This window comes from Noviherbaspirillum sp. (assembly GCF_036846085.1).
Taxonomy (GTDB): Bacteria; Pseudomonadota; Gammaproteobacteria; order Burkholderiales; family Burkholderiaceae_D; genus Noviherbaspirillum.
This window is the reverse complement of the sequence record NZ_DAIUCO010000166.1, coordinates 1-11806: the sequence shown is the minus strand read 5'-3', so window position 1 is coordinate 11806 and position 11806 is coordinate 1. Positions and strand designations below refer to the sequence as shown.

General features: G+C 61.6%; 12 protein-coding genes. 6 read left to right on the top strand and 6 right to left on the bottom strand.

What is annotated here, in order from left to right; translation table 11 throughout:
• Positions 1-1230, bottom strand: a 1230-nt coding sequence (locus V7080_RS17570; protein ID WP_334189694.1) for a CHASE3 domain-containing protein, incomplete at its 3' end; no start/stop codon positions are given.
• A 206-nt stretch (positions 1231-1436) separates the two neighbouring features.
• Between V7080_RS17570 and V7080_RS17565 the strand changes: the two genes are divergently transcribed.
• Positions 1437-2534 carry a zinc-binding metallopeptidase family protein gene (locus V7080_RS17565; protein ID WP_334189693.1) on the top strand — a complete coding sequence of 366 codons (1098 nt, stop codon included), beginning with the start codon at positions 1437-1439 and terminating at the stop codon, positions 2532-2534.
• Here V7080_RS17565 and V7080_RS17560 read toward each other — a convergent pair.
• Positions 2461-3459, bottom strand: a complete 999-nt coding sequence (locus V7080_RS17560) for a transglutaminase-like domain-containing protein (RefSeq protein ID WP_334189692.1) — start codon at positions 3457-3459, stop codon at positions 2461-2463. The two genes, V7080_RS17565 and V7080_RS17560, sit on opposite strands and share 74 nt — an antisense overlap.
• Before the next feature lie 270 nt (positions 3460-3729).
• Here V7080_RS17560 and V7080_RS17555 point away from each other — a divergent pair, with 270 nt between their 5' ends.
• Complete coding sequence (locus V7080_RS17555; RefSeq protein WP_334189691.1) at positions 3730-4143, top strand: hypothetical protein; 414 nt, start codon at positions 3730-3732, stop codon at positions 4141-4143.
• Positions 4144-4184: 41 nt separating this feature from the next.
• On the opposite strand, the gene V7080_RS17550 is transcribed toward V7080_RS17555, so the two are convergent.
• Together V7080_RS17550 and V7080_RS17545 are read right to left on the bottom strand one after the other, a co-directional pair.
• Positions 4185-4781: a CDP-alcohol phosphatidyltransferase family protein gene (locus tag V7080_RS17550; protein WP_334189695.1), complete on the bottom strand. Its 597-nt coding sequence runs from the start codon at positions 4779-4781 to the stop codon at positions 4185-4187.
• A 137-nt stretch (positions 4782-4918) separates the two neighbouring features.
• Positions 4919-5131: a hypothetical protein gene (locus tag V7080_RS17545; RefSeq protein WP_334189690.1), complete on the bottom strand. Its 213-nt coding sequence runs from the start codon at positions 5129-5131 to the stop codon at positions 4919-4921.
• Between the two features lie 217 nt (positions 5132-5348).
• Between V7080_RS17545 and V7080_RS17540 the strand changes: the two genes are divergently transcribed.
• Complete coding sequence (locus V7080_RS17540) at positions 5349-6461, top strand: endonuclease/exonuclease/phosphatase family protein (protein ID WP_334189689.1); 1113 nt, start codon at positions 5349-5351, stop codon at positions 6459-6461.
• A 21-nt stretch (positions 6462-6482) separates the two neighbouring features.
• Here the strand turns inward: V7080_RS17540 and uvsE are convergent, their stop codons facing one another.
• Positions 6483-7373 carry a UV DNA damage repair endonuclease UvsE gene (uvsE, locus tag V7080_RS17535; protein ID WP_334189688.1) on the bottom strand — a complete coding sequence of 297 codons (891 nt, stop codon included), beginning with the start codon at positions 7371-7373 and terminating at the stop codon, positions 6483-6485.
• 188 nt (positions 7374-7561) lie between these two features.
• On the opposite strand from uvsE, the gene V7080_RS17530 reads away from it, so the two are divergent.
• Complete coding sequence (locus tag V7080_RS17530; RefSeq protein ID WP_334189687.1) at positions 7562-7885, top strand: Dabb family protein; 324 nt, start codon at positions 7562-7564, stop codon at positions 7883-7885.
• 14 nt (positions 7886-7899) lie between these two features.
• Here the strand turns inward: V7080_RS17530 and V7080_RS17525 are convergent, their stop codons facing one another.
• A complete protein-coding gene (locus V7080_RS17525; protein WP_334189686.1) occupies positions 7900-8766 on the bottom strand; it encodes a TylF/MycF/NovP-related O-methyltransferase in 867 nt (288 codons plus the stop codon).
• A gap of 347 nt (positions 8767-9113) precedes the next feature.
• Here V7080_RS17525 and V7080_RS17520 point away from each other — a divergent pair, with 347 nt between their 5' ends.
• The gene (locus tag V7080_RS17520) at positions 9114-9530 is read left to right on the top strand and encodes a DUF2917 domain-containing protein (RefSeq protein WP_334189685.1); all 417 of its coding nucleotides are present in this window, start codon (positions 9114-9116) and stop codon (positions 9528-9530) included.
• A 174-nt stretch (positions 9531-9704) separates the two neighbouring features.
• The gene (locus tag V7080_RS17515; RefSeq protein WP_334189684.1) at positions 9705-11666 is read left to right on the top strand and encodes a helicase-related protein; all 1962 of its coding nucleotides are present in this window, start codon (positions 9705-9707) and stop codon (positions 11664-11666) included.
• Positions 11667-11806 lie beyond the last annotated feature (140 nt).

Here is an 11806-nt window from a genome sequence, read left to right as displayed (position 1 = left end):
GAACAGGCCGGTCAGTGCATCCATGATCGATTGTTCGCGCAGGATCTGGCGCAGTTGCGCATTCGACAATGCCAGCGCCACCTGTTCGGAAATCGGCAGGGCAAGGTCTTCCAGCTTGCGGTCGATGGCGGACGACTCGCTTTTTTCCTCCGCCGGCGCTTCGATGTAGATCAGGCCCAGCACCTGCCCCTGCGCGGTAAGCGGCAGGCAAAGCCGGCCGAGATGCGCATCGCCGGCCTCGCGGGCGTAATGCGGGCAGCACAGGTCGTCCGGGTGCGAAGTCGAATGCGGCTGGCCGCGCCGCAATGCCCAGCAGGATTCCGGTTCGATATGGTTGTCGGCATGAACGGGCTTGCCCCAGTTGCCGACGTTTTCCATCAGGTTGCCGGAATGCCGCAGGATGTAGAGCGCGCCGGAGGTGCCGGCAAGGAGCTTGGGCAGATAGGTGACGATCACATGAAAGGCTTCCGGCAGCGTGATCTGCGATTCCAGCGCGCGCGCCATCTGGCCGAGCAGCATGACTTCGCGGTTGCGCCGTTCGAGTTCCTCCATGCCGTCGCCGAGTTTCCGGTTCAGGTTCTGGTAGGACTGTGCGGCATGCCGGCCGGCGATGAGGGCCCGGAACAGGAATCGCAGTGCCACCGTGAGCAGGAAAACATTGACGATGCCGGCCAGCAGGCTGAGGTTGGCCAGGGTTTCCATGCGCTGTTTCAGCTCGATGCCCAGGCGGTCCCGTTCCAGCGACTCTTCCCGCGCGACGCCGCTGACCGCCGCCCGGATGCGGTCCATGAAGTACTTGCCGCTGGCGCCGCTGATGGTCGGCTCCACGGCCGCGAAACCGCCTTTACGGCGCACTTCGATCGTCTCCGCCATGGACTGCATCTTGAGCGCTGTGAAACTGACGATTTCCCTGCCGTAGATTTCCCAGCGCGGATCGTCGGCAATGATCTGTTCCAGTTGCGGAACGTCCTTGGCGAGCTGGTTGACCGCGAGCTGGTAAGGCAGCAGGAACTCTTCCTTGCCGGTGATGATGAACCCGCGCTGTCCGGTTTCGGCATCCTTGATCGTCGACAGGAACTCATTGATGAAGGCAATCCGCTCCCGCGATGCATCGAGCCTGGCTTGTGCAGCGCCATCCCATGACATGGACAGCCAGGGAATTGCCGCATTGACGGCAACCAGCAGGAAAGCGAACAGGAAAGCCGCCTTGAATTTCCAGTCGATACGCATAATTGGTGCGGAACCGGCGCAGCGCCAGGCCGACTTTACAGGTGCAGACCGTGCAGTTTACCGCAATTGCACTGCAGCAATTGTCATGACTCCGCTCAACGCGGTAGGGAAACAACATCCCGGAACGGAACGATATAGTTACCGCTCCCTCCATGCATTAGACCGCGTCATCAATCGGAAAACACTTTGGCAAGCATTCGCACCTCATGAAAACTTTTCATTGCGACAACTGCGGACAGCAGGTTTTTTTTGAAAATATCCGCTGCGAAAACTGCGGCGGCATGCTCGGCTACCAGCCGGAACATCGTGCCATCAGCACGTTCGAACCGGGCGGAGAGGCGGTGTGGCGCAGCCTGAATCCCGCCAATGCGGGCAAGCTGTACAAGCAGTGCGTCAACTATTCGCGCGAGGATGTGTGCAACTGGATGCTGCCGGCGGACGCACCCGGCGAACTGTGCGCATCCTGCCAGCTCACCGAGATCATTCCGGCGCTCTCATCGGGCCAGAACCGGCTCTACTGGGCGCGCCTCGAAGCGGCCAAGCGGCGGCTGCTGTACTCGCTGTGGGAATTGCATCTCCAGCCGAAATCAAGGTATGACGACCCCGAAAATGGCCTGGCGTTCCAGTTCCTGGAGGACACGCCGGGCAACAAGGTCCTCACCGGCCACGCCAGCGGACTGATCACCCTGAACATCGCTGAAGCCGATCCGGCCCACCGGGAGAAGACCCGCGAACAGATGCATGAGCCTTACCGCACCCTGCTCGGCCACTTCCGGCACGAGAGCGGGCACTATTATTTCGACCGCCTGATTGCCGGCACCGGATGGCTGGACCGCTACCGGGAGCTGTTCGGTGACGAGCGGCAGGACTATGCGCAGGCGCTGCAGACCCACTACAACAACGGTCCGCAGGAAGGCTGGGAGCAGCGCTACATCAGCAGCTACGCCAGCTCCCATCCGTGGGAAGACTGGGCGGAGACCTGGGCGCACTATCTCCACATGGTGGACACCCTCGATACCGCCTTTGCCTGCGGCGTGACGCTGATGCCGAAAAAGTCGAACGAGCCGGAACTGGTGATCGAGAAACGGCCGCTACGCACCGGGGAGTTCAACGAATTGATGGCGGAGTGGTTTGCGCTGGCCTATGTACTGAACAGCCTGAACCGCAGCATCGGCATGCCGGACGCCTATCCGTTCACGCTATCGACGCCGGTAATCGAAAAATTGCGCTTCATCCATGAAGTCGTGCTGGCGAAGAAGCCTGCAGTGACGGTGGATGCAATGAATGCGGTAACGGCGGCCTGACGCGGAACGCATCGAAGCATGCGCCGGCCACCTCTTCGGCGCTGCCGTTTCCGCCCTTGATGATGGCGATCGGATCGCCGGCCCGTGCAAGGGCCGGATCGACCTGATAGGACCAGACCTGGAATGTCGCGGCCGATGCGTGGCCGTAGAAGGTGGCGAACGCGGCATCCACCGCATCCATCCCGTGTGCGAGCTTGACCCTTCCCGGCAGGGATTTGTTGTGGCGCGGGTCGAAGGTATGCCATCGACCGCCGGCAAACACCTCGCACCAGGCATGGAAATCGATGCCGATGTCGTGCTCGGCCACGCCCCGGTACGGCATGTGCCCGGCCACATAGCGGGCCGGCATGTCCAGCGCGCGGCACAGCGCCACCATCACATGCGCAAAATCGCGGCAGACGCCGTAACCGCGGCCGATCACGTCGGCGGCGGACAGATGCGGGTTGCCGGAACCGTAGCGGTATTCGATATGCCGGTGGGTCCAGTCACAGATGGCCTGCGCCAGCCTCACGCCGGGCGGAATGCCGCCAAATGTTTGCTGGGCGAACTGCCCTAGCTTGTCCGATTCGCAGTACCGGCTCGGAAAGGTGTAGCGCAGCACCTCCCACGGCAGGCTTTCCGATGCGTCCATCGGAGTGCAAGGCGGTGGATCGTCCGCCTCGCCCGGCACGATCAGGATCGCGTCGTGAACGAATTCATTCAGCCCGGGGCGCAGGATGGTGCGCAGCATCCGGTTGCCATGGTGATCGATGAAATGTTCGGCCGGTGAACCGGTATCACATGACAGGCTCTCCTCCAGGATCGCGACATCGGGATGGGGCCGTATCAGCAGCAATGCGGCAGCCGGCTGCGAGGTTGCATAGACAAGCCTGCAGCCGACGCGGACGGCGATGGCGTTTGGCGGCAGTGGGTCGGAGAGAATCATCGGGAGCCCGGGGGGACGCCTTTCAGGGAGCGAGAGGTTATATGACGGCTGAGCACCGCCACGGCAGGCTGACAGGCCGGCGCCGTGGACAGTACATTCGATGAGACCCGAAGACCGGCGATTGGTTTATCGCGCGGCGCTGATATTGCGCATGACGAATGCAGCAAATGGACAATGCGCGGCGTGAAGACCGGCGAAGCTTACTCGCTTATGTCGTCCCGCAGTGGAAAAGCGGCGGGAATTTCTTTCCCTGCTTCGGGTCTGACTGTCTTGTTCGTTCAAGACGATCCAGGCAACCCCGACGACGGTAAGAAAATGCTCGACTATTCACCCGTAATTACCCATCCCTACAATCCCAACATGCTGTTCGATGTGCTGCTCGAAACCTTCGGCCTCGAGAACGACGAAGCGCTCGGCAACGTGCTGCATATTGGTGCGCCGCTGATCCGCCGCATCCGGTGCGGGCAGGCGCCGGTCGACCCCCTCCTCCTGTTGCGCATGAATGAATTGTCGGGAATCAGCGTGCGCGAACTGCGGCGCCTGATGGGCGACCGGCGTGCCGACTGGCGCCTGCCCCAGGCGCGCGCCCATGCCAGGGCGGAAGACATGCCGGAGGTGCCGACGCGGAGGAAGACGCCGGATGCCGGCGATGCCGGCTTGCCGAGTACGGTGCAGTGGACATGACGGGTGCGTCGGCACACCGTGATAGCGCACCACGCCGGGCGTCAGAATTTCGGAATGCGGAAGGTCTTGCTGATCATCAGCGTGCCCGACAGCACGAACAACAGTGCCACCGGATGCAGTTCCCATGGCCCCACCGTCCATGCGCCGCCATACAGGTCGTCGCCAAGGCGGCCCTGCCATGCCGCGAAGGCGAGCACCCCGGTGAGCAGCACGCTGGTCGGTATCGGCGTGCCTTCGAAATAGGCAACCTTGTCGCCGCCTTCCGACAGGCTTTCGGCGGTAACGTTGAACCGCGCCAGCCGGCTGACGCCGCAGCAGACAAAGTAGATCAGCGCCACCCAATCCCATCCGCCCTGCAGGCCGGCGACAAAACCGAGCGCGGCGGGCGCGACGCCGAAGGACACGATGTCGGCAAGGGAATCGAGCTCGCGCCCGAGAGCGGAATGCTGGCGCCGCCAGCGCGCGATGCGGCCGTCGAGCACATCGAACAGGAACGCGGCCGGCGCCATCGCCGCGGCGGCGAAGAAATGCGCCGGCGACTGGGTGCTCGCATACATCATCGCGAGGAAGACGGCCGCCACACCACAGGCGGCATTGCCGAGCGTGAAAAAATCCGCGAGATGGAACTCGCGGATCATGGAAAAGTGCTTGACCGCCTTTTTCGGCGTACTAGTCGTGCCTGGCGTACCGGGAGTAGGCATTGCGGCCCTTGTCATCTATGTGGGGGAAATGATTATAGGATGACAACAGCAGCGGAAGGTTCACGAATTGCAATTCAGTTTGATTGTTGCCTGACCTTCATCGCACGGGCGAACGCCGCCTTGGCGGCCCGGTATTCCGCTTCCGCCGACCGGTACTCGGCTTCCAGCGCATTGGCGGTCTGATCGTCCACAACCTGGATGCCAGGCTGGCTGGCCTGGATCAGGCGCTGACGTTTGTTGAACAGGTCATTGGCCATCGCGGCCAATATGTCTTGCTGCGCGCTCATGCTGCTCCTTAAGGGAAGTAATGCCGCTAGGACATGCCCTTTGCGAAGTCGTTCCGTGCCGGCGGTAAATTATTTGTCGAAGCATTACGACAGCATTCTTTCGTAACTTCATGTTTCCAACCGCATTCTTATCGCCCTCTTCTTGATGTGCGGCATAGCAATGCCGATCGGGCCTGCGATGATGTAAACATTTCGCATACATGAAAGTAGAACACCCATGGTGTTTGCGACGATAGCGGCCTTGAGCGGCCTGCTCGTGCTGCTGACCTTATTGCCCCTGTCGCGGCAGGAGGTCTGGTGGATACGTGGCCTCGACTTCCCGCGCCTTCAGCTGGCGAGCGTCGCACTCGCACTGTCTGTCGCGATCCCGGTCCTGCTGGACCGGTCGGGCACCGTGACGTGGCTGATGCTGGCGGCCACGCTTGCCTGCTTTCTCTACCACGCATGGTGGATCTATCCCTACACGCGCCTCTATCCGGTCGAGGTCCTGCAGGCGGACGACGCCATTCACGGCGAGCGCATCCGCATCCTGTCGGCGAATGTCCTGACACCCAATCGCCAGGCGGATGCCTTCCTGAAGCTGGTGCGCGAAAACAATCCGGACATCCTGGTCACGCTCGAAACCGATCTATGGTGGCAGGAGCGGCTGGATGTGCTGGAAGCGGATTATCCGCACACGATGAAATGCCCGCTGGATAACCTGTACGGCATGCACCTCTACTCGAAGCTGCCGCTTGAGGACGCTGAAATCCAGTTCCTGGTGGAGCCGGACAAGCCGTCGATGCATGCGGCGGTGGTATTGCCCACCGGGTTGCGGGTACGCATGCATTTCGTGCATCCCGCCCCGCCCAGTCCCACCGAAAACGATGAATCCACCGAGCGCGACGCCGAACTCCTCGTGATCGCCAAGAGCGTCGCCGAATCGAAGCTGCCGGTGGTGGTCACCGGTGACCTGAACGATGTGGCATGGTCCGCCACCACGCGGCTGTTCCGCAAGATCAGCGGCCTGCTCGATCCGCGTATCGGTCGCGGAATGTTCAACACCTTCCACGCTGGTTACCGCTTCATCCGCTTCCCGGTCGATCATGTATTCCATAGCCGGCATTTCACCCTGGCGGATATCCGGCGACTGCCGTACTACGGGTCGGATCATTTCCCGATGCTGGTGGAACTCGCCTACGACAAGCGGATTGCGCCCCTGCAGCAAGGATTGCCGGCGGACGAGGAAGACAGGGAATGGGCCGACGAGAAGACCGGTGAAAAGGATGTGGAAAAAGACGACGTGCATGCGCCGGACGAGGAACCGGCCCTGCCGCGGCGCGGCATTTGATGTTCCGCCAACAGCCTGCTCTTATCCGAACCTGCGTTCCCCGCCGCGCAGCTTCCGGATCGCCAGCTCCTTCGATTTCGCTTCGATCTCTATCCACGGCGCCGCCGCGTAGGACGACGGCATGTCGTCGATCAGGTCGGCATGGTGGCGATCATTGAACGCGGTGCGGCCGTTGGAAATATGGACCAGCTGCATGGCCGGATCGGGCCAGGTGGCGCGGGCCTTTTCCAGCATCTCGCACACGCTCGGGTGCTCGTAGCTGGACAGCCCTTCCTTGATCACATGATGATGGGCATCGAACACCATCGGCACGCCGGTCGCATGGCAGATGGCCAGGATATCCTCTGCTCCGTACGCATATTCGTCGTTCTCCAGTCCGAGGCGCAGGCGTATGCCGTCGGGAAGAAGCGCGATGCGTTCGATCATCGCCGCGCTGCGTCCCGATTTACCGCCGTGGATCTCCAGGAGTGCCCACGGCGACCGGGGTTGGTTGAGCAGGTCCATGATGCGGGCGTGCATGTCGAGGATCTTGATGCTGTTGGCGACGACACCCGGCGAATCGGAACTGAGCACGACGAACTGGTCGGGATGCATGACCAGGCGGATGCCACTCGCGGTGGCGGAGTCGCCCACCCTGCCGACTTCAGCTGCCATGTCGTCCAGCACCTCGCGGCCGACCGGCTCGTCGGAGAACGGAAACAAGGACGACGGTATGCGATAGAGAAAGATCTGTTCGCGGCGGCAGTAATGCAGCGCCCGCTCCAGCCGCCGGAGATTGTCGGTGAATAATTCGCGCAGAAGTTCCTGCTGCGCCGCGTGGTCATGCTGCAGCAGGCGCTTGCGGGTGATGATGCGATAACGCACTTCATCGGAGTCGGTGATGCACACCAGGCCTAACCGGGAATCGGGCATGTCAAATGATCCGTCACTGGGATACCAATAGGTGGATAGGCAGGCATTTCAGGTACAAGTTCGAAAATTGCCTTCGGGACATGCATCGCGTAAAGTTGGTGGCATCCGGCTGAGGAGCCTCAACGCCGGATTGCGCAAATCGGTGGATCATCAAGGAGTGTTTTACTGACTTTGCCGATGCCACAACCATGCCTTCGATTACCGTCCTGCGTCATGTCGTTCTGTTTGCCTTCAAGCCCGATGCCTCTCCTGCCCAGTGCGGGGAAATCTCCACCGAATTTGCCGCGCTGCCGTCGCGCATTCCCGGGATCATCGATTTCGAATACGGCGTCAATGTCAGCCCGGAAGGTTTGAATGACAGCTTCAGCCATTGCTTCATGCTGAGCTTCGGTACGACGGCGGACCGGGATAACTACCTGGTCCATCCGGCGCACCAGGCGTTCGTAGCCAGGCTCGAAGCCTGTCTCGACAAATCGCTGGTAATCGATTATTGGACCGGCGACCCGGCCTGACCGGCCGCTCCGGGTCAATGCAAGGGCTTGCGCCAGAAGATGACCTGGTGATTGACCCAGTGAATCGGCGCATCGATGCCGTTGCAATGCCGGTATTCGTCGATCGCGTCCCGGCATCCGAGCGGCAGGCCGTAATCGTCGACAATGATGAACCCGCCGGGTGACAGTTTCGGGTACAGCGATTCGATGGCGGTGCGTGTCGATTCGTACCAGTCGCCATCAAGCCGCATGACAGCCAGCTTCCGGATGGGCGCAATCGGCAAGGTATCCGAAAACCATCCTTCCAGAAATCGCACCTGGTCATCGAGCAAGCCATACTTGCTGAAGATGCCTTCGACGTAGTCGCGCGGAATTTTGAGCCCGTCCAGCGGTTCCAGCATGAAGTGCCAGATTGCATCCAGCAGGTTTGTCGCCGGATCGGGCTTCGGCATGCCCATGAACGAATCGGCCGCCCAGACGGTACGGTCGGCAATGCCATGCGCCTTCAGAATTGCGCGCATCAGGACCGGCATGCCGCCTTTCCAGATCCCGGTCTCGATCAGGTCGCCGGGCACCTCATCGCGGATCGCGCTCTCGACACAGGCCTGCAGGTTATCCAGGCTTGCCAGATCCGACATCGTATCGGGCGTCGTCTCCCGATGCATGCCATGCAGTCCGGCATGCAGCATGCCGGAAGTGAAGATGGATGTCCGCTGGCTTAAGAGCATCTCCACCGTATGTCCCATTGGTGTGAGATAGCGCCCGAATGCGTCGTTCGCATTCCTGATCATCGCGGCACAGCGCGCATGGCTTACGATCGGTTCGCGACGGCCGGGCGGGTTGATTGCGCCGCATAGGCATTGCTTCAGGAGATCAAGGTATAGCGTGGTCGCGTCGGGCATTGAATCTCTCCATTGGATGGCACGTGCCGGCACATGCCGTCCACATGAGTAACCTGATGGCCTGTAGCGTTCCGCGCTCCCCTGCGCGGCGCACGACGTCGACGGCGAAAACGAGGGAAGGACGGATCGGCCGGCCACGCATATCAAAATCGTTGACGGTCTTTTATTAATATGGCAACCTGCGACACATGACACTTCTTACGACCATTGCCGTCAAGCCGATTAACCCGATTCCATATCCATGGTGGGTTGCCTGACGTCGTCGTAACAAGTTCAACAACCCGCCCAACGAGGCGGGTTTTTTGTTTCTGTCTCTTGGGCTTTTTCCCACCAGACAGGAGCAAGACATGGCCCGCTTGGAACAAAAACAAATCACATCCAGGAAATTCCTTCCCGTATACAGCGCCGTGACGGTACTCGGCAATGGAGGTTCCGGCATCGCACCGGACATCCACGTTGCGGTAACGAGAATTCGCCCGGGCAGCGTCATGGCGATCCACCTGTTTTCCCACCAAACCCTGGTGTGCCGCACCGGCAGGCTGTGGATCACCCGGTCCGGCGACACGGCGGACTACTGGCTCGCACCCGGCGAAACGCTGCGATTTTCCAAGGCGTGCAGGCTGGTGGTCGAGGCGGATGGAATGAGCGCCTTTGCGCTGCAGGGGTCGGAGCATGCGGAGCGGGATGCCGGCAGTCCGTTTGCCCTGCTGGCCGGGTGGTTGCAGCGGGCCGCATTCGTGCTGCGGCATCTGGCGCATGTTTGAGAAGCGGTTTTTCGACAGGCAACGATGGGTCCTTCGTACTGAAACTGAACACAGGCGGATTACGGCAGTCCTATCGATGAATCGCCGTTGCAGGCTGGTGCGGCGTCGCATTGCGTATCATGCGACGGTCGCAATACCCCGATGACGGCCCCTGTTCTTCCAGAAAAATATGCGATGACCCTGATCACTCCCGAATCCGACAACCCGCCTTCCGGCACGGAAGGGCTAACCGCGGAGCAACATGCCCGTACGCTCGGCGCCGAACTCGTCAAGCAGGAGGGCAGCGTCTTCCTGCGCTTTGCCGGCGTGGTGAACATGAACGGTCTGCAGGTGCCGTATGCCCTCGTACCCGGCAAGGGCGTGCTGGCCAAACCGAGCAAATGGCGCAAGATGGCACCCGAAGAACAATTGCAGTTGATCACCGAACGGGCGAGCGCGTATGCCTTTGATGAACTGCAACGCAAGGTCGCCGCTTTCGTCACCCGCATCCGCGAGAAAGCCGATGAGGCCGGCCTCGACCCGATGATCCTCCTCAATGCGCTGTCGACCGGCGACTCGGCGGTGCCGGTGGACCAGGTGTTCGAGCGCATCGAGCAGCGCCTCCTGCATGCGGTCGAGCGACAGCAGGAAGCACGGAATGCGGCGCGCACGCGGGAAAGCATCAACCTGGCGGAATACCCGGCATCGTTCGAACTCGCCCGCCGCCTGCCACGCCGCTTCATCGCCTTGCTCGGCCCGACCAATTCCGGCAAGACACATGAAGCGATGGAGGCCCTGGCAAAGGCGAAGACCGGTGTGTATCTCGCGCCGCTGCGCTTGCTGGCACTGGAAAATTATGAACGGCTGGTCGACGCGCGGCCGGGCGGCAGGCAATTGAAGGTCAATCTCGTGACCGGCGAGGAGCGGCGTGAAGTGGAGGATGCCACCCATGTCGCCAGCACGGTGGAAATGCTCGACACGCGCACCCGGGTGGATGTGGCGGTGATCGATGAAATCCAGATGCTGTCCGACCGGGACCGCGGCGCGGCATGGACGGCGGCGGTATGCGGCGCGCCTGCGACGACGGTCTACCTGGTCGGCGCGCTGGAAGCGCGGCGGGCGGTGGAAGCGCTGGCGGCGCGGCTGGAGTGCCCCCTGGAAGTGCGGACACTGAAGCGCAAGGGGCCGTTGACGATGGAGCCGTCGGCGGTGCGCAAGCTGCGCAACCTGCGGCGAGGCGATGCGGTGATCGCTTTCTCGCGCCGCGATGTGCTGATGTGGCGCGACCTGATCACCGAGAACAATTTTTCGGTGGCCACCATCTATGGCAACCTGTCGCCGGAAGTGCGGCGCGCGCAGGCGGCGCGCTTTCGCGACGGCTCGGCCGATATCGTGGTCGGCACCGATGCGATCGCGATGGGACTGAACCTGCCGATCGAGCGGGTGGTGCTGACCACCGCGAACAAGTTCAACGGTATCGATGAAGAGGAACTACCCGCGTCGCTGGCCAGGCAGATCGCCGGCCGGGCCGGCCGTTTCGGCGTGCATGATGAAGGCTTCGTCGCCGGGTTCGACGACGAAACCCATCATGTGATCCGCTCCCTGTTGCAGGAAAAGCTCCCTGCCCTGCCGGTGCTCGGCTTTTCGGTCGCGCCGACGCTGGAACACCTGAACCGCATCGCATCGGTGACCGGCGAACAATCGCTGGCGCGGCTGCTCAAGCGCTTCGCCACCAATATCGATGTGCCCGACGGTTTTTTCACGCCGCGCATCACCGAGGAGCAGGCCGACCGCGCGCTGTGGCTGGATACGCTGCCGCTGTCCCTGCCTGATAAATTCACCTTGTCGCTCGTGCCGATTTCATCGCGGGTGCCGGCGCTGCACGAGGCATGGCAGAAATGGGCGCGCAAGCTGGCCAAACGAGAACCGACCCTGCTGAAGGGTGACCCGGATGATGTGTACCGGCGCAACCTGCAGGAGGTGGAAGACAGCTGCCGGCTGTATTCCGCCTATGCGTGGCTCTCCTATCGTTGCCCAGAGTTTTTCCCCGACGGCGAGCGGGCACGGCACCTTGCGCGCGAGGCGTCGGACCGGGTCGATGCCATCCTGCAGGCGCAGAATGCGGCGTTGCGCAAGCGCCGCGGCAAGGGCGGATAACACGGAAAGACACGATCGCTGCAAATGAGTTTCTGTCCAAGACTTAACCAAGATCAATAAGGTGCAGGGCAAACCCATTAGAGTTTGGACTCAGGGTTTGCATGCGCTCTGTTCTTTCCTTCACACACTCTGTTCTTATT

Excerpts from the sequence above, each read along its gene's own strand:
- V7080_RS17565 (WP_334189693.1), top strand. The coding sequence starts at position 1,437 with ATGAAAACTTTTCATTGCGACAACTGCGGACAGCAGGTTTTTTTTGAA.
- V7080_RS17540 (WP_334189689.1), top strand. The coding sequence starts at position 5,349 with ATGGTGTTTGCGACGATAGCGGCCTTGAGCGGCCTGCTCGTGCTGCTG.
- uvsE (WP_334189688.1), bottom strand. The coding sequence starts at position 7,373 with ATGCCCGATTCCCGGTTAGGCCTGGTGTGCATCACCGACTCCGATGAA.
- V7080_RS17530 (WP_334189687.1), top strand. The coding sequence starts at position 7,562 with ATGCCTTCGATTACCGTCCTGCGTCATGTCGTTCTGTTTGCCTTCAAG.
- V7080_RS17520 (WP_334189685.1), top strand. The coding sequence starts at position 9,114 with ATGGCCCGCTTGGAACAAAAACAAATCACATCCAGGAAATTCCTTCCC.
- V7080_RS17550 (WP_334189695.1), bottom strand. The coding sequence starts at position 4,781 with ATGATCCGCGAGTTCCATCTCGCGGATTTTTTCACGCTCGGCAATGCC.
- V7080_RS17560 (WP_334189692.1), bottom strand. The coding sequence starts at position 3,459 with ATGATTCTCTCCGACCCACTGCCGCCAAACGCCATCGCCGTCCGCGTC.
- V7080_RS17545 (WP_334189690.1), bottom strand. The coding sequence starts at position 5,131 with ATGAGCGCGCAGCAAGACATATTGGCCGCGATGGCCAATGACCTGTTC.
- V7080_RS17525 (WP_334189686.1), bottom strand. The coding sequence starts at position 8,766 with ATGCCCGACGCGACCACGCTATACCTTGATCTCCTGAAGCAATGCCTA.
- V7080_RS17515 (WP_334189684.1), top strand. The coding sequence starts at position 9,705 with ATGACCCTGATCACTCCCGAATCCGACAACCCGCCTTCCGGCACGGAA.